At 71.4% G+C, this 17435-nt stretch carries 14 protein-coding genes and 2 pseudogenes; 13 read left to right on the top strand and 3 right to left on the bottom strand.

Features of this window, described 5'->3' with window-relative positions:
- Positions 1-143 precede the first annotated feature (143 nt).
- On the bottom strand, positions 144-1313 hold the full coding sequence (gene rhaI / locus ACFXI4_RS38340; protein ID WP_362728770.1) for an L-rhamnose isomerase: 1170 nt from the start codon (positions 1311-1313) through the stop codon (positions 144-146).
- A 259-nt stretch (positions 1314-1572) separates the two neighbouring features.
- Between rhaI and ACFXI4_RS38335 the strand changes: the two genes are divergently transcribed.
- From ACFXI4_RS38335 to ACFXI4_RS38285, 11 genes and pseudogenes are all read left to right on the top strand, one after another.
- On the top strand, positions 1573-3090 hold the full coding sequence (locus tag ACFXI4_RS38335; protein ID WP_385000360.1) for a sugar ABC transporter ATP-binding protein: 1518 nt from the start codon (positions 1573-1575) through the stop codon (positions 3088-3090).
- Positions 3087-4160, top strand: coding sequence for an ABC transporter permease (locus tag ACFXI4_RS38330; protein ID WP_385000357.1), 1074 nt, complete (start codon positions 3087-3089; stop codon positions 4158-4160). Before ACFXI4_RS38335 ends, ACFXI4_RS38330 begins: the two co-directional genes overlap by 4 nt.
- Positions 4153-5130, top strand: a complete 978-nt coding sequence (locus ACFXI4_RS38325; RefSeq protein ID WP_362725168.1) for an ABC transporter permease — start codon at positions 4153-4155, stop codon at positions 5128-5130. Before ACFXI4_RS38330 ends, ACFXI4_RS38325 begins: the two co-directional genes overlap by 8 nt.
- A 117-nt stretch (positions 5131-5247) precedes the next feature.
- A complete protein-coding gene (gene rhaS, locus ACFXI4_RS38320) occupies positions 5248-6330 on the top strand; it encodes a rhamnose ABC transporter substrate-binding protein (RefSeq protein ID WP_385000353.1) in 1083 nt (360 codons plus the stop codon).
- Positions 6331-6347: 17 nt separating this feature from the next.
- Positions 6348-6668, top strand: coding sequence for an L-rhamnose mutarotase (locus tag ACFXI4_RS38315; protein ID WP_362725173.1), 321 nt, complete (start codon positions 6348-6350; stop codon positions 6666-6668).
- Positions 6669-6694: 26 nt separating this feature from the next.
- On the top strand, positions 6695-8032 hold the full coding sequence (locus ACFXI4_RS38310; RefSeq protein WP_385000350.1) for a BNR repeat-containing protein: 1338 nt from the start codon (positions 6695-6697) through the stop codon (positions 8030-8032).
- A 101-nt stretch (positions 8033-8133) separates the two neighbouring features.
- Positions 8134-9159, top strand: a complete 1026-nt coding sequence (locus ACFXI4_RS38305; RefSeq protein ID WP_385000347.1) for a LacI family DNA-binding transcriptional regulator — start codon at positions 8134-8136, stop codon at positions 9157-9159.
- A 97-nt stretch (positions 9160-9256) separates the two neighbouring features.
- On the top strand, positions 9257-10558 hold the full coding sequence (locus ACFXI4_RS38300; RefSeq protein WP_385000344.1) for an alpha/beta fold hydrolase: 1302 nt from the start codon (positions 9257-9259) through the stop codon (positions 10556-10558).
- A 126-nt stretch (positions 10559-10684) separates the two neighbouring features.
- On the top strand, positions 10685-11578 hold the full coding sequence (sigJ, locus tag ACFXI4_RS38295; protein WP_362727332.1) for an RNA polymerase sigma factor SigJ: 894 nt from the start codon (positions 10685-10687) through the stop codon (positions 11576-11578).
- A 115-nt stretch (positions 11579-11693) separates the two neighbouring features.
- Positions 11694-12122 (top strand): annotated as a pseudogene (locus ACFXI4_RS38290) (NAD(P)-dependent oxidoreductase); the annotation flags it as partial.
- A 204-nt stretch (positions 12123-12326) separates the two neighbouring features.
- Positions 12327-13145, top strand: a pseudogene (locus ACFXI4_RS38285) (sigma factor).
- Here ACFXI4_RS38285 and ACFXI4_RS38280 read toward each other — a convergent pair.
- Positions 13139-14221, bottom strand: coding sequence for an aldo/keto reductase (locus ACFXI4_RS38280; RefSeq protein WP_385000341.1), 1083 nt, complete (start codon positions 14219-14221; stop codon positions 13139-13141). The pseudogene ACFXI4_RS38285 and the gene ACFXI4_RS38280 overlap by 7 nt on opposite strands.
- Positions 14222-14340: 119 nt before the next feature.
- Between ACFXI4_RS38280 and ACFXI4_RS38275 the strand changes: the two genes are divergently transcribed.
- Positions 14341-15183: a pentapeptide repeat-containing protein gene (locus ACFXI4_RS38275; protein WP_385000338.1), complete on the top strand. Its 843-nt coding sequence runs from the start codon at positions 14341-14343 to the stop codon at positions 15181-15183.
- Here ACFXI4_RS38275 and ACFXI4_RS38270 read toward each other — a convergent pair.
- The gene (locus tag ACFXI4_RS38270; RefSeq protein ID WP_385000335.1) at positions 15142-16683 is read right to left on the bottom strand and encodes a cytochrome P450; all 1542 of its coding nucleotides are present in this window, start codon (positions 16681-16683) and stop codon (positions 15142-15144) included. The genes ACFXI4_RS38275 and ACFXI4_RS38270 overlap by 42 nt on opposite strands.
- A 107-nt stretch (positions 16684-16790) precedes the next feature.
- Here ACFXI4_RS38270 and ACFXI4_RS38265 point away from each other — a divergent pair, with 107 nt between their 5' ends.
- The gene (locus ACFXI4_RS38265) at positions 16791-17396 is read left to right on the top strand and encodes a TetR/AcrR family transcriptional regulator (protein ID WP_385000332.1); all 606 of its coding nucleotides are present in this window, start codon (positions 16791-16793) and stop codon (positions 17394-17396) included.
- Positions 17397-17435 lie beyond the last annotated feature (39 nt).

Genomic DNA, 17435 nt, shown 5'->3' with positions numbered 1-17435 from the left:
GGGAGATTCCTCACTTCTCGAACGAGGGTGACTGCACTTCCCCAGGGGCGCTGGGGGTACCCCCGGCCGAAGGCCGGGGGAGCAACTGCGCGACCGGCCGCGACGGACCCGCAGCCCCGCGACTCACGGATCCCGGCGACGGGTCAGGCGCCCCACCCCGCCTGCTCGCCGCCCACCCGCTCGGCGACGATCCTCTCGGCCCACCCGGACCGGCGGTACGCGGCGAGCGGCTCGGGGTCCAGCCCCATCTCGCCCCGCACCTCCCGCAGCAACGGCCGCACGTCCGTGTCGTACGCGTCCATCAGCACCGCGTTGGCGCCGAGCACATCCCCCGCCGCCTGCGCCGCGGCGAGCGCCCCCCGGTCCACCAGCAGCGCCTTCGCCGTGGCCTCCTGCACGTTCATCACCGAGCGGATGATCGCCGGGATCTTCGCCTCGATGTTGTGGCACTGGTCGAGCATGAAGGCCACCTCGGAGGTGAACCCGCCCCCGCGCACCACCTCGCACATGATCCGGAACAGCTGGAACGGATCGGCGGCCCCGACCATGAGGTCGTCGTCCGCGTAGAACCGCGAGTTGAAGTCGAAGCCCCCGAGCTTCTCCTCCCGCAGCAGCGTGGCGACGATGAACTCGATGTTGGTGCCCGGCGCGTGGTGCCCGGTGTCGACCACGACCTGGGCCTGGGGTCCCAGCTTCAGACAGTGGGCGTAGGCCGTGCCCCAGTCCGGCACGTCCGTCGTGTAGAAGGACGGCTCGAACAGCTTGTACTCCAGCAGCATCCGCTGCCCCTCGCCGAGGCGCGCGTACACCTCCGACAGCCCCTCGGCCAGCCGGTCCTGGCGGGCCCGGATGTCGTCCTGGCCGGGGTAGTTGGTGCCGTCCGCGAACCACAGCTTCAGATCGCGGGACCCCGTCGCGTCCATGATGTCGACGCATTCCAGGAGATGACGGACGGCCTTGCGGCGCACCGCCGCGTCCGGGTGGCAGATGCTGCCCAGCTTGTAGTCGTCGTCCTGGAAGGTGTTGGAGTTGATCGTTCCCAGCCTCAGCCCGCGCTTCTCGGCGTGTGCGGCCAGGTCCGCGTACCCGTCGGAGCCGTCCGCCTTGTCCCAGGGGATGTGCAACGCCACCGTCGGCGCGACCCCGGTCACCGCGTGGACCTGCGCCGCGTCGTCCAGCTTCTCCTTCACCGAGCGCGGCACGCCCTGCTGGGCGAACACCTTGAAACGGGTCCCCGAGTTTCCGTACGCCCATGACGGCGTCTCGACGGCCTGGGTCTTCAGCGCGGCCTTCACCGCGGCGAGGTCGGTCACTTGGGAGCTCCTGGAGTATGAAACGGTGAAACGATTCAGAACGGCAAAGTATGAGCCCCCCGAAGGGGGTGTCAAGCTCTCCGGCCGACCTGGTTTTCCGTGACTCAGCCGTGACCTTAGGCTATCGAAATTTTTTCAATACGGACCCATTGACGTGACATGCCCGTGGTGCCTACGGTCCCGGCATTCCAGTTGAAACCTTTCACGACGCTGTGGGGTCGGTGCCGACCGCCTCGCGGGTGTCGTCGAGGAGCCATCCATGACCCACCCGTCCGACACGGGACCGGCCCCGGTGCTGGCGCTGAAGGACGTCTCCAAGTCCTTCGGCGCCGTCCGCGCCCTGCGGGACGTCGCCCTGGAGCTGTTTCCCGGCGAGGTGCACGCGCTCGCCGGGGAGAACGGCGCGGGCAAGTCGACGCTGATCAAGACCCTCGCCGGTGTGCACCGACCGGACGCCGGTCAGGTGCTGCTCGACGGTGAGCCCGTCGTCTTCCACGGCCCCGGCGACGCCCGCGACGCCGGCATCGCCGTGATCTACCAGGAACCCACCCTCTTCCCCGACCTGTCGATCGCCGAGAACATCTTCATGGGCCGTCAGCCCCGGCGTGCGCTGGGCCGGATCGACCACAAGGCCACCCGCGCGGCCACGGCCGCCCTGATGAAGCGGCTCGGCGTCGCCCTCGACCCCGACCGCCCCGCCCGCGGCCTGTCGATCGCGGACCAGCAGATCGTGGAGATCGCCAAGGCGCTCTCCTTCGACGCCCGGGTCCTGATCATGGACGAGCCGACCGCGGCCCTCACCGGCAGCGAGGTCGCCCGCCTCTTCGGCGTCGTGCGCACCCTGCGCGACCAGGGCGCGGCCGTGCTGTTCATCTCGCACCGGCTGGAGGAGATCTTCCAGATCTGCCGCCGGGTCACCACCCTGCGGGACGGCGCCCGGATCGCCAGCGAGCCGGTCGACGGCATGACCGAGGACGACCTGGTCCGCCGGATGGTCGGCCGCGACCTGGACGAGCTGTACCCCAAGCAGGACGTACCGGCCGGTGAAGTGGCCCTCTCGGTGCGGCGGTTGACCCGGGAGGGCGTCTTCACCGACGTCTCCTTCGAGGTCCGCTCCGGCGAGATCGTCGGGCTGGCCGGACTGGTCGGCGCCGGCCGCACCGAGGTCGCCCGCGCCGTGTTCGGCGTCGACCGCTGGGACGCGGGCGAGGTGGAGGTGCGGGGCCGCAGGCTCACCAACGGCGCCCCGTCCACGGCGATGGCCGCCGGACTCGCCCTGGTCCCCGAGGACCGGCGCGCCCAGGGCCTGGTGATGGACATGTCCATCGAGCGCAACATCGGCCTGACCGGACTGCGTACGACCGTCCGGGCCGGACTCATGGACCGGGGCGCCGAGCGCAGCCGCTCGCTGGACTGGGCGGTCAGGCTCCAGGTGAAGTACGCCCGGATCGCCGACGCGGTCTCGACCCTGTCCGGCGGCAACCAGCAGAAGGTGGTCCTCGCCAAGTGGCTGGCGACCGGACCGAAGGTGCTGATCGTCGACGAGCCGACCCGCGGCATCGACGTCGGCACGAAGGCCGAGGTCCACCGGCTCCTCGGCGAGCTGGCCGCCGACGGGGTCGCCGTCCTGATGATCTCCTCCGACCTGCCCGAGATCCTCGGCATGGCCGACCGCGTGCTGGTGATGCACGAGGGCCGGATCACCGCCGAGATCCCGCGCTCCGACGCCACCGAGGAAACCGTGATGGCCGCAGCGACCGGGAGGGCCGCCGCATGACGGTGACCACCTCCGAACAGACCTCCGTCGCCGGGACACCCGAGTCCAGTGGGCCCCGGCTCGTCGACCGTGTCTTCAAGATGCGCGAACTCGCCATCCTGGTCGTCTTCCTGGTGATGATCGCCGTCACCCAGGCCGGCAACAGCGAGTTCCTCTCCCAGCAGGGCATCAAGGACCTGCTGCTCAACGCGACCATCCTGGTGCTGGTCGCCACCGGGCAGTCCCTGGTGGTGATCACCAGGAACGTCGACCTGTCCGTCGGCTCCACCCTCGGCATCACGGCCTTCGCCGCCGGCGACTACCTGCACGGCGGCGGCAGCACGGTCGTCGCGATCGTGCTGGCCGTGCTGCTCGGCATCGGCTGCGGACTGCTCAACGGCCTCCTCGTGAGCCTCGGCCAGGTGCCCGCCCTGGTCGTCACCCTCGGCACGCTGTACATCATCCGGGGCGTCGACTCGATCTGGGTCGGCTCCCGGCAGATCACGGCCGCCGATCTCCCCGGCGGGTTCAACGACTTCGGCTCGGGCGGGCTGTCGGCCGTCCCCTGGCTCGCGCTGATCGCGCTCGCCGTCCTGGTCGCCACCGCCTGCTACCTCAAACATTTCGGCAGCGGCCGGGAGCTGTACGCCCTCGGTTCCAACCCGGAGGCCGCCCGGCTGGCCGGCATCCCGGTGCGCAAGCGGATCCTGGTCGCTTACACCTTCTGCGGCGGACTCGCCGGGCTGGCCGGCGCCATGTACCTGGCCCGCTTCGGCAACGTCGACTCCGGCACCGGCAACGGCTACGAACTCACCGTCGTGAGCGCCGTGGTGGTCGGCGGCGTGGTCTTCACCGGCGGCTCCGGGAGCGTGTACGGAGCCGCGCTGGGCGCACTGCTGCTGACCTCCGTCAACAGCGTGCTCCCCGCCCTCGGGGTCAGCTCCGTGTGGGTGCTCGCCATCAACGGCTTCCTGCTGCTGCTCGCCATCGCCGTCGACCGGGTGGTGGCACTGCGGGTGGCGGCCGCGCTGAAGAAGAAGTCGGCCCTCAAGAGGACCGCGACCAGCAAGGAGAGCACCAGCCATGCCTGAGTCCTTGACGCGTGCGATTCGCTGGGACACCGTCGTCGGCGCCCTGCTGGTCGTCCTGCTGCTGTTCTCCTTCGGCTTCGTGGACGGCTTCGGCAACGCGCTCAACCTGTCGTTCCTGATCGGCAACACGCTGCCGATCGCCCTGGTCGCGCTGCCGATGACGCTGCTGGTGGTCGCCGGTGAGATCGACCTGTCGGTCGCCTCGACCGCCGGTCTCTCGGGCGCGGTCATGGGCAGGCTCTGGAACGAGGGCATGGCGATCGAGACGATCATCCCGCTGTGCCTGCTGCTCGGCGTGGCCTGCGGGCTGGTCAACGGACTGCTGGTGACCCGGCTGGGCCTGCCGTCGCTGGCCGTCACCATCGGGACGCTCGCCGCCTACCGGGGCCTCGCGCAGATCGTCCTCGGCTCGGACGCGGTCACCGACTTCCCCACCCAGTACCTCGACTTCGCGGCGGGCCGGCTCGGCGGCTCGTTCCTGCCGCGGGCCTTCCTGCCGTTCCTGGTACTCCTCGTGATCGCCGTGGTGGTGCTGCACGCCACGCCGTTCGGACGGTCGCTGTTCGCCACCGGGGCGAGCGAGGAGGCGGCGCGGTTCGCGGGGATCCGGGTGAAGCGGAACAAGCTGATTCTGTTCGTCGCCACCGGGCTGATGGCCTCCCTGACCGGGATCTTCTGGGCGCTGCACTACGCGAGTGCGCGCTACGACAACGCGACCGGGCTCGAACTGAGCGTGGTGGCCGCGGTGTTGCTCGGTGGCATCGACTTCGACGGGGGACGGGGGACGCTCGGCGGGGCGATCGCGGGGGTGTTCCTGCTCGGGGCGCTCCAGAACGTGATGAGCCTGCTGAACGTGTCCGCGCAGTCCCAGATCGTCGTGACCGGTGTGTTGCTCGTCGTGTCGGTGCTCGGGCCCCGGGTCGCCCGGCAGATCTCGCTGGCTCGGCACAGGGGCGCGAAGGCCGTCTGATCGCTGCGGGCCGCGTGTCGCCGGCCGCGCAGTTCCTCCTCCGGCCTCCGGCCGGGGGACCCCCGGCGCCCCCGAACGGAGGGCGCTCCCGGAGCCGTTACTCAAAAAGGAACCGTCATGCGTAAGTCATCCCTTCGGCGTGCCTGTGTCGCTCTCGCCGCCGTCTCCTCCCTCGCTCTCGCCGCCACCGCCTGCGGCGGCACCACCAAGGACAACTCCGGCAGTGACAATTCGGCGGCGGCCACCTCCACCGCCAAGGCCGATCCGAACGCCGCCCTCAAGAAGGGGCTGACCGTCGGCTTTTTGCCCAAGCAGGTCAACAACCCCTACTTCACCTCCGCCGACAAGGGCGGCGAGAAGGCGCTCACCGAACTGGGATCCACGTACAAGGAGGTCGGGCCCTCCAGTGCCACCGACACCTCCGGGCAGGTCTCCTACGTCAACACCCTCACCCAGCAGCAGGTCGACGCCATGGCCGTGTCCGCCCAGGACCCCGGCGCCCTGTGCACCGCGCTCAAGCAGGCCATGAGCAACGGGATCAAGGTCGTCACCTACGACTCGGACACCAACGCCGGCTGCCGCAACGCCTTCGTCTCGCAGGCCAGCGCCGAGGACCTCGGCCGTACCGAGGTGCAGCTGCTCGCCGAGCAGATCGGGTACAAGGGCGAGATCGCGATCCTGTCCGCCGCGCAGACCGCGACGAACCAGAACACCTGGATCGGCTTCATGAAGGAGGAGCTGAAGGACCCGAAGTACAAGAACGTCAAGCTGGTCAAGGTCGCCTACGGCAACGACGACGCCCAGCAGTCCTTCCAGCAGACCCAGGGCCTGCTCCAGCAGTACCCGGACCTCAAGGGGATCATCTCCCCGACCACCGTCGGCATCAAGGCGGCCGCCCAGTACCTGTCCGGCTCCAAGTACAAGGGCAAGGTCAGGCTGACCGGGCTCGGCACGCCGAACGACATGCGCCAGTACGTCAAGAACGGCACCGTCGAGGGCTTCGAGCTGTGGGACCCGGCCAAGCTCGGCGACCTCGCCGCCCGCACCGCCGTCGCCCTGGCCTCCGGGCAGATCACCGGCAAGGAGGGCGAGACCTTCAAGGCCGGCGACACCACGTACACCATCGGCAAGGACGGCGTGATCAACCTCGGCAAGCCGACCGTGTTCGACGCGAAGAACATCGACCAGTTCGACTTCTAGGCGACCAAGGGGTGCCGATGCAGCGGGTGTGTTTCCTTCTCAAGGTCCGGCAGGACCGCGTCGCCGAGTACCGCGAGCGCCATGCCGCCGTCTGGCCGCGGATGCGCGAGGCGCTCTCCGCCACCGGCTGGCGGAACTACTCGCTCTTCCTGCGCGAGGACGGTCTGCTGGTGGGCTATCTGGAGACGGAGGACTTCGAGGCCGCCCGTGCCGGCATGGCGGCCACCGAGGTCAACGCCCGCTGGCAGGCCGAGATGGGGCCGTTCTTCGAGGCGCCGGACGGCACCCGGCCCGACGAGGCGATGAGACCGCTCACCGAAGTGTTCCACCTCGCCTGACCCGCACCCGCGCCCAGGAGCCGCTCATGAGACCCTCCGTCACCAGGACGGGCAGCAGTCGACTCGACGCCCAGGCCGTCCACTTCGTCTCCTACGACGGCCTGGTCAACAACAACTCCTTCCAGAAGAACGGCCTGTTCACCTACCAGGGCTACCAGTACGCCGGCTGGTACACCGCGACCGGCGCCGCGGTGATCGGGCGCCGGTCGCCGGGCGGGTCCTGCTGGGCGACCGTCACCCTCGCCCACCGGCTGAAGGCCGAGGACTCCCACAACGTCATCTCCATGGGCGTCTCCGGGGTCGACGGCCGCCTCCACATCACCATGGACTCCCACAGCGACGGCTTCTTCTACGTGAAGTCGGTGGCCGGGCTGCTGGACGACCCCGGGTCCGCGCCCTGGACCCCGGCCGTCCTCGGGGCCGTACAGACGTCGCTGGACGGGGTGGAGCCGGCCTCGCGGTTCACCTGCCCGCGGTTCGTCTCCACGCCCGAGGGGAGGCTGCGGCTGAGCTATCGGACGGGCATCTCCGGGAACGGCCGCAACGCGCTGGCCGAGTACGACGGTTCGCGCTGGAGCGTGCTGGGGGAGTGGACCGCCTCCGACGGGACGTACACGAGCGAGCACGGCTCGTCCAGCGCCCGGAACATGTACCTGCACGGTCTCGACTACGACGTGCACGGGCGGCTGCACGCCTTCTTCACCTGGTGGGAGCAGAGCGGCGCCGTGACGAAAGACAGCGGCGGCATCACCAACCACGACACCTGCTACGTCAGCTCCACCGACCGCGGCCGTACCTGGCGCAACGACGCCGGTGCCCTGGTCGCCACCACCGGCACCGCGGACACCGTCTCCGTCACCGACCCGGGTCTCGTCGTCGACCCGCTCGGCCCGGACCACTCGCTGATGGACCAGGAGAGCCAGTGGACCGATTCCGCGGGTCTGCCGCACGCGATCATCAGCCATGTGCCCGGGCGCTTCGGCCGGTGCACCACGGGCTACGTCGGCCACCGCACGGCGAACGGACGCGCCTTCCACGTCCGCAGGAACTCCGCCGGCACCTGGGAGAAGACCGAGATCCCGGTCGCCCTGAACTCCAGCCAGCGCACCAAGCTGGTCCTGGACAGGTACGACAACGCCTACGCGGTGTTCCCCTGCGGCCGGATCGCCGGCGCGTCCAGCCCTTCCGGACACACCGACTGGGCCCTGCTCCACGACGGCGGCGGGCTGAACGCCTTCGGCGAGGTCGTGATCGACGAGATGCGGGTCGGGTCGGAGCACGTGCTGTCGTTCATGTACCAGGACACGTCGAGCGGCAGGACCCCCTCGGCGCCCCGTGTCGTCGACTTCGCGCTGCCCGCCTGACCCGGGCCGGTGTGCGAGTCATGTCGTAATGTGAAGCCCTTCCGGATGCGCCCTTCCTCGCTGCGAAGGTGCCGTCCACGGTTCCCTGGAGGTCTCGCCCGATGGCCCAGTCGGTGGGTATCAAGGACGTCGCCCGCGCCGCCGGAGTCTCGGTGGGCACGGTCTCCAACGTCATCAACCGCCCGGACTCCGTGGCCGGTGAGACGCGGGCGCGGGTGCAGTCGGCGATCGACCGGCTCGGCTACGTCCGCAGCGAGTCCGCGCGCCAGCTGCGCGCGGGCCGCAGCCGGATCATGGGCCTGCTCGTGCTCGACATGGGCAACCCCTTCTTCGTGGACGTGGCGCGGGGCGCCGAGCGGGCGGCGCGGGACGCCGGGCTCGGTGTGATGGTCTGCAACAGTGCCCAGAACGCCGGTGAGGAGGCCGACTACCTCGCGCTCTTCGCCGAACAGCGGGTGCGCGGCGTCCTGCTCACCCCGGCGGACGCCACCGGCCGCAACATCGAGGCCTTCCGCCGGCACGGCATCCCCTTCGTCCTGGTCGACCGGGTCGCGGAGGGCACCACCGAGTGCTCGGTCAGCGTGGACGACGTGGCGGGCGGCGCGCTCGCGGTCCGTCACCTCGTGGACGCCGGGCACCGGTCCATCGCCTACGTCAGCGGGCCGCCCGGGCTCAACCAGGTCCGCGACCGGCGCACCGGTGCGCTGAACGCCCTCGCCGAGGCGGGCCTGGGGCCCGACGCGCTGCGCGAGCTGCCGACGGAGCGGCTGGACGTCGCGGCGGGCCGGGACGCGGGAGCCCGGCTGCTCGGCCTCGCCGACCGGCCCACCGCCGTGTTCTGCGCCAACGACCTGCTCGCCCTCGGCGTCCTGCAGGCCCTGTACGCGGCCGGGGTGGTCGTCCCGGACGACCTGGCGATCGTCGGCTACGACGACATCGAGTTCGCCGCCGCGGCCGCCGTACCGCTGACCTCGGTCCGCCAGCCGGCCGTGACCATGGGCGCCATGGCCGCCGACCTGCTCCTGGAGGAGACCGAGGAGCGCGAGGGGCGGGCGGCGCACGAGCACCGCAGGGTGGTGCTCCAGCCGGAACTGGTGGTGCGCCGTTCCAGCCTCGTGGCCCGCTGATCGGCTATTCAGTAACGATTTCATGATCCCGGGCGTGGCGGGGGCCCGGACATGTGCTCAACTGGGTCGCGACCGTCCGTCCGTCACGGGAGAAACGTTGAGCCTCAGCTACCGCCAGCCCGGCGTCGTCCTCACCGACCGCCATTTCACCGTCCCCCTGGACCACGCCGATCCGGACGGGGAGACCATCGAGCTGTACGCCCGGGAGGCGGTCGCGAGCGACAAGGCGGACCAGGAGCTGCCCTGGCTGCTCTATCTGCAGGGCGGCCCGGGGTTCGGGGCGAATCGTTTCGTCGGACGGCAGGCCTGGCTCGACCGGGCCCTGCGGGAGTACCGCGTCCTCCTCCTCGACCAGCGCGGCACCGGTCGTTCCACCCCGGTCAGCCGGCAGACACTGCCCCTGCGCGGCGGCCCGGCCGCCCAGGCCGACCACCTCGCCCGCTTCCGCGCCGACTCGATCGTCCGGGACTGCGAGGCGATCCGCCCGCAGGTCACCGGCGGCGCCCCCTGGACCACCCTCGGCCAGAGCTACGGCGGCTTCTGCACGGTCACCTACCTGTCGTTCTTCCCGGAAGGTCTGAGGACCTCCCTCGTCACCGGAGGCCTGCCGTCCCTGGACGCACACGCCGACGACGTCTACCGGGCCGCCTACCCGCGCATCGAACGCAAGGTCGCCGCGCACTACGACCGCTACCCGATGGACGTCGAGCGGGTCCGGCGGATCGCCGGGCACCTCCTCGACCACCCGGTGGTGCTGCCGGGCGGCTACCGGCTCACCGTCGAGGCCTTCCAGTCCCTCGGCCTGATGCTGGGCATGAGCGACGGCAGCCACCGCCTGCACTTCCTGCTGGAGGACGCCTTCGTCCGCACCCCGGCCGGCCATGAACTGTCCGACAGCTTCCAGGAGCAGGCCCAGGCGCTGCTGTCGTACGCGAGCAACCCGCTGTACGCCCTCGTCCACGAGCCGGTCTACGGGCAGGACAGCCGGCCCACCGCCTGGGCGGCCGAGCGGGTGCGCGCCGAGTTCCCGCAGTTCGACGCGGCCAAGGCGCTCACCGACGACGCGCCGGTGCTCTTCACCGGCGAGACGGTCCACCCCTGGGTGTTCGAGACCGACCCCTCCCTGCGCCCGCTGCGCGAGACCGCCGAACTGCTCGCCGCCCGCACCGACTGGCAGCCGCTGTACGACCCGGCCCGGCTCGCCGTCAACGAGGTACCGGTCGCCGCCGCCGTGTACCACGACGACATGTACGTCGACGCCGGGCACTCGCTGGAGACCGCACGGGCCGTGCGGGGTCTGCGCACCTGGGTCACCGACGAGTTCGAGCACGACGGACTGCGTACCGGCGCCCCGCGGGTCCTCGACCGGCTCCTTGCGCTCGTCCGCGACGAGGCCTGACACCCGCCGCCGGAGCAGACGGACGGGGAAAGCGGACGCCCGCTGTCCGTACCTCCTGGTAAGACGGTGTGCGGGGAGGGCGCCCGGCGGTGACCGGGCGCCCCGGCCGACGAACGGGGAGACCGGATGAACGACACGGAACTGCTGGCCCGCCGCTTCCAGGAACACCGCGACCGGCTGCGCGCGGTGGCCTACCGGATGCTCGGCTCGGTCGTCGAGGCGGAGGACGCGGTCCAGGAGGCCTGGCTCAAGCTCGGCCGCACCGACGCGGACGAGATCCGGAACCTCGGCGGCTGGCTGACCACGGTGGTCGGCCGGGTCTGCCTCGACATGCTGCGCTCCCGCACGGCCCGCCGCGAGCAGCCGATCGACGAGACGTTCGTCCCGGACCCGCTGGTCAGGCCGCTGTCGGAGGTGGACCCCGAGCGGGAGGCGGTCGAGGTCGACTCCGTGGGGATCGCCCTGCTGATCGTCCTGGAGACGCTGGAGCCCGACGAGCGGCTGGCGTTCGTGCTGCACGACATGTTCGCGGTGCCCTTCGACGACATCGCGCCGATCGTGGAACGCGGTGCGGCGGCGACCCGGCAGCTGGCCAGCCGGGCCCGCCGCCGGGTTCAGGGGGCCACCCCGTCGGCCGAACCCGATCCCGTCCGGCAGCGCCAGGCGCTGGAGGCATTCCTCGCCGCCTCCCGCAGCGGTGACTTCGAGGCGCTGCTCGCGGTCCTCCACCCCGATGTGGTGCTGCGCGTGGACTCGGGCGCACTGGTCCAGGGCGCGGCCGCCTCCAAGGTGCTGCGCGGAGCCCGGTCGGTGGCCGAAGGGGCGTTCACCTTCCGGCAGTTCTCCCTCTGGTCGCGGCTCGTGCTCGTCAACGGCACGGTCGGCGTGGTCACCATGCCCGAGGGCCGCCCGTTGTCGGTCTCGGCGGTCACCGTCGTGGACGGCCGGATCACCGAGATGTACATCCTGGCCGACCCCGATCGGCTCGCGCTCCTGGACCTCCCCGCCCGGGAGGAGTGATCCACGTCCCACCCGGTGGCGGGATGTCGCACCCGCCGCCGGGCCCCTCTCAGCCGGCAGGAGACCGCAGAGAGGGGAAGACCACGCGAAAATCGTCGTATTCGGGGCGAACGGAGTGACCGGCCGGCAGGTCACCGCGCAGGCGCCCGCCGAAGGGCACACGGTCACCGCCGCCACCCGCCACCCCGAGGATCTCCCGCTCGGCGACGCACTGTTGCGGGTGGCCGTCGCGGACGTCCTCGACCCGGTCGCGGTGGAACGCGCCGTCGCCGGACAGGACGCGGTGATCTCGGCACTCGGGGTGCCCTACGGCCGAAAGCCGGTCACCGTGTACTCCGAGGGCGTCACCCGCGTCCGGCGCCTGGTCTGCGTGAGTTCGACCGTACTCTTCGGCGTGGCGGCACCCGGTGAGACCTTCTTCTTCCGGAAGGTGCTCGAACCCGCCATCGCCGGCACCGTCGGGCGCACCGTGTACGAGGACATGCGGCGCATGGAGGAGATCGTGCGGGACGGCGATCACCGGTGGACCGTCGTCCGCCCCGCCGGACTCTTCGACACGGACGCCGTCAGCCCCTACCGGGCCGCCGCGCCTGCCCGGCCGGTTCACCTCCCGCGCGGATCTGGGCAGCGCGCTGCTGCGCGAGGCGGTCGACGATCTTCATGTGCGCGCCTTCGTCGACGTCCGTACCTCACAGGGCGTTCCGAGCCTCCTCGACGTCATCCGCAAAGAGGCCTTCGGGGGCGGGAAATGGGCCCGGACCCGACCGAGCCGGCCGCCTCCACCGCTGCGGCGGGCCGAGCGGTACCGGACCGCGACGGCCCGTCGGACGCCGCGACCCGGCCCGTCGTCGACCACCGTGAGCTGCTGTTCTCCGTCGTCCACCACATGCTCGGCAGCGTCGCCGACACCGAGGACGTGCTCCAGGAGACCTGGCTGTCCTGGTCCGGCAGGAACAGCCGGACGCCCCAGCCGGCGATCGGTCATCCGCGCGCCTATCCGGTCCGGACCGCGGTGAACCACGCGCTCGCCCGGCGGGAGGCCGTCGCCCTGCGCCGGGAGACGTACGTCGGTGCCTGGCTGCCCGAACCCCTGGTCGCCGACACCGGTGACCAGACGCTCCGCTCCGGGAGCGTCTCCCTGGCCATCGCCACACCGAGATCGCCGGCATGCTCGACCGCGGCCCGTCTCGGTACGCCAGCTCGCCCACCGGGCCCGCGCCCATGTCCACGCCCGCCGCCCCCGCTACCGTGCCCACCCCCGGGTCCGCCGGGAGGCGACCGAGCGGTTCGTGTGGGCCGCACCGGGCGGGGACCTCCGCGCGCTCACGGCGATCCTCGCCCCGGACGTGACGGTGTGGACCGACGGCGGCGGCGCGCCGGGGATCTGGACGTCCACTACCGTCGCGTCAACGGCGACGACGCGGCGGTGCTGTTCACGGGTGACTCCCCGTACGCCGTGATGGTCATGGATCTCACGCCGGACGGCGACCGGGTCTGCGGCGTCTACGTGGTCACCAACCCGGACAAGCTCACCCGCGTACACCCTGACGAGGACCCGGTTCAGTAGCGTGCGGTGCTCTCCAGCAGAGGCGGGTAGACCGCGGTCGGCTCGCCGTCGACCGTGGCCCCCGCGTACTTGAGCATCGCGCCGACCTGGCGGTTCAGGTCGTAGGGGAAATTGAGGGCGGGGGCCGAGACCTCGTCCAGGCGTGCCGTCTGCTCCGGTGTCAGATGTACGTCCAGGGCGGCGACGTTCGCCTCCAGGTGGCCGAGCGTGCGCGGGCCGATCAGGGTGGAGGTGACGCCGGGGCGGTTCTGCACCCAGGACAGCGCCACGGCGGCGGGGCTCGCGCCGGCCTCCGCGGCGACGGCGGCGAGTGCCTCGATCACCGTGAACTGGGCCTCGCTGGGCTGCCCGAGGACCGCGGCCCGCCTGGTGTCGGTGGGCGCCGCCCCGGCGCGGCGGTACTTCCCGGACAGGAAGCCGCTCTTGAGCGGGCTCCAGGGCAGCAGGCCCATCCCGGCGTCCTCGGCGAGCGGGATCAGCTCGCCCTCGATGGTGCGCTCCAGCAGTGAGTACTCCATCTGCAGCGCGGTCACCGGCGTCCAGCCGCGCAGCAGGGCCATGGTGTGGGCCTTGGCCGTGAACCAGGCCGGGGTGTCCGAGAAACCGACGTACCGGATCTTGCCGGCCGTCACCAGGTCGTCGAGCGTGCGCAGGGTCTCCTCGACGGGCGTGGACCGGTCGTGGTTGTGCAGCCAGTACAGGTCGATGTAGTCGGTGCGCAGCCGGCGCAGCGAGTCCTCCAGCTGGCCGACGACGGCCTTGCGGCCCGCGCCGCCGCCGTTGGGGTCGCCGAGGTGGAGGTTGCCGAAGAACTTGGTGGCGAGTACCAGCCGGTCGCGTCGGCCGGGGCGGGCGGCGAGGAAGTCGCCGAGGATCGCCTCCGAGTGGCCGTTGGTGTAGAAGTTCGCGGTGTCGACGAAGTTGCCGCCGAGGTCGAGATAGGTCTGGAGGATCTTCTCCGACTCCTCGACCGAGCAGCCGAAGCCGCCGTCCTCGCCGAAGTTCATCGCGCCGAGGCAGAAGGGGCTCACCTTGAGCCCGGAACGGCCGAGACCGATGTACGAGTCGAGTGCCATGAAATGCTCCGTGGAAGCTGGTTGGGGAATCCGGCTCTTCGAGCAAACCAGCCTGAGCTGCGGGAACGTTAGAACGATCGCATCGAAGGCTTGCACGATCCTGCCGGTAGGCTGAACGGATGCCAGAACACCCGTCCGAACGGGCCCGGCCGCTGGAGCTGCGCGCGGACTGTACCCGCTGCTTCGGTCTGTGCTGCGTCGCTCTGCCGTTCACCGCTTCGGCCGACTTCGCGGTCGGCAAGGCCGCCGGCACGCCGTGCCGGAACCTCGGCGGCGAGAACCGCTGCCGCATCCACACCGACCTGCGCCAGCGGGGGTTCACCGGCTGCACGGTCTACGACTGCTTCGGCGCCGGGCAGTGGGTCTCGCAGGCGACCTTCGGCGGCCAGGACTGGCGGAGCGGGACCGAGGAGCACGCCCGCCGGATGTTCGACGTCTTCCCGGTCGTCCGGCAGCTGCACGAAATGCTCTGGTACCTCACCGAGGCGCTGGGCCTGTCCGCCGCCCGCCCGGTCCACGCCGAGTCGAGGCGGCTGCTGGAGACCACCGGGGAACTCGCCCTCGGCACGCCCGCGGAACTCGCCGCCCTGGACGTGGCCGCCCACCGGCGGCGGGTGAACACCGTGCTGCTGCGCACCAGCGAGCTGGCCCGCGCGGGTGTACCGGACCGGGCCGAGGACCGCCGGAACGCGGACCTGGTCGGTGCCCGGCTGCGGGGGGCCGGCCTGCGCGGCGCGAGCCTGCGTGGGGCCTGGCTGATCGCCGCCGACCTCACCGGCGCGGATCTGCGGGACACCGATCTGATCGGCGCCGACCTGCGCGACGCCGATCTGACCGGAGCGGATCTCACGGGCGCGTTCTTCCTGACCCAGCCGCAGCTCGACGCGGCCCGGGGGAGCGCCGCCACCCGGCTGCCGGCCTCAGTCACCCGCCCCGTGCACTGGGCAGCCGCCGCCCGCTGAGGCGGGCGCGTCGTCCGGCGCGTCCACCGGCCCCGGGGCCGGACGGCGCCGCTCCAGCCGCAGCCGCAGTCCGTCCGGCATCAGTGTCAGCCGCTCGGTCACCCGCAGCCGGTAGCCGGGGTCGGCCTTCAGGTCGTAGCGGCGCAGCAGCAGGCCGAGGACCAGGGTCGCCTCGTGCAGGGCGAACTGGCGGCCGATACAGGCCCGGGCGCCCGTGCCGAACGGCTTGAAGGTGTGCGGGGCCCGGCCCCTCGCCGCCTTCGCCTCGAAGCGGTCCGGGTCGAAGCTCTCGGCGTCCGGGCCCCACACCGCGGGATCCCGGTGCAGCATCGGGGTCAGGACCAGGGCCCAGGCGCCCCGGCGCATCGGGTGGTCCCCGGCGAGCACGGTGTCCTTGCGGGCCTCGCGGGCGAAGGCGGGGGCGGTGGGCCACAGCCGCAGCGACTCGTCGAGGACCCGGCGGACGTAACGGAGCTTGGCGACCTGGTCGTAGTCCGGTGTGGGCGTGTCGCCCCAGACGCGGTCGACCTCGGCGGCGGCCCTGGCGGCGACCTCCGGGTGCAGGGCGAGGTAGTGCAGGGCGAAGGAGAGCGCGCCCGAGGTGGTCTCGTGGCCGGCCACCAGGAAGGTGATCACCTGCCTGCGTACGTTCTCCGCGGACAGCCGCTCCCCGGTCTCCGGGTGGGCCGTCTCCAGCATCCGGTCCAGCAGGTCACCGTCCGCGCGTCCCTTCGCGCGGCGCTCGGCCACCAGGCCGTCGACCGTGCGGTTGAGGTGGTCGATGTCGGCCGCGTTGCGCCGCGAGGCCTGCCGCAGCAGCAGCGGGGCCAACGGCGAGGGCACGCTGTTCAGACGCTGCGCGTAGGTGAGTGTGCCGATCATCGCGGTCACGAAGGGGTGCGGCCGGTCCCGCTCGAAGGAGCCGAAGTCGTGTCCGAACCCGGTACGGGCGATCGTCTCCAGGGTCAGCTTGGTCATGTCCCCGGGCACGTCGACCCAGCGGCCGGCCGCCAGCTCCCGGTCCCAGTGGCCGGTCAGGCGGCCGGCCACCGACAGCATCATCGCGTGGTAGCCCTCCATGGCCTCCCGGCTGAAACCCGGGGCCAGGACGTCGTGCGCCAGTTGCCAGTTGGGCTCGTGGTTGTACGCCGTGAACAGGCCGTCCCCGGCGATCGGGCGCAGGTTGGCGACCCCCAGGCCCACGTGCTTGGCGAACCGTGACTCGTCGGCCATGTCGGCGGCCGGTTCGGCGCCCCACACGAACACGAACTCGTTGCCGAAGGCCCGGCGCCGGAAGATCGGGCCCAGCTGCCTGGCGAAGCGCATCGAGTCCTGGAGCGGCGTGCGCCGGTCGACGCCCAGGATGTCACCGAGGAGCGGCAGCCGGTGCGGCGGGTGCGGAATCCGGTGCAGCTCGGGCCAGCCCTGCTCGGCGCCCCGGAACCCCTTCGGCAGCGGGCCGTCCGCCCGCGTCGCCGTCTGCGTGGCCGTCTCCGCCATGACGCGATCTCCCTCGGTGCTGCGGCAGGTTGAGCTAGTTGTACGTGAGTTCAATAGGCGTTTCAGTCTCGTCCCGTTGTTGAACCCGCGTCAAGTAAAGTGCGGACATGGTCGCGAACCAGGGTGAGCGCAGCCGCCGCAGACTCAGCACCGCGGAACGACGCGAGCAGCTCCTCTCGGTCGGGGCCAGGCTCTTCTCCGAGAGCCCGTACGACGACGTGTGGATCGAACAGGTCGCCGAGATCGCGGGCGTCTCCCGGGGTCTGCTGTACCACTATTTTCCGACCAAGCGTGACTTCTTCGCCGCGGTGGTGGAGCGGGAGAGTGAGCGCATGCTGCGGATGACGGCGGCCGAGCCCGGCGTGTCCGCCCGGGAGCAGCTCACCGCGGGCCTCGATTTCTACCTCGACTACGTCCACACCCACGCGCACGGTTTCCGCGCCTTCCACCGTGCCGAGGCCTCCGGCGACCAGGCCGTGCGCCGCGTATACCGGCAGGCCCAGGCCGCCCAGGAGCGCCAGATCCTGGCCGCGCTCGCCGCCGACCCGGAGTTCGGCCCCGCCCTGGAGCTGCGCCCCGACACCCGGCTGGCGGTGCGCGGCTGGCTCGCCTTCACCACGCACGTCTGCCTGGAGTGGCTGCGTACCGAGGAGCTGACCCGGCAGCAGGTGCGGGACCTGTGCGCGCGGGCCCTGCTGGGTGTCATCTCCTGAGTCCGTTCGGCACGTGCTCCGTGCGCGCCGTGCTTGGCG

Origin of the sequence: Streptomyces sp. NPDC059224, assembly GCF_042754285.1 — a bacterium.
Classification (GTDB): domain Bacteria; phylum Actinomycetota; class Actinomycetes; order Streptomycetales; family Streptomycetaceae; genus Streptomyces.
This window is presented reverse-complemented; position numbering and strand designations above follow the sequence as displayed.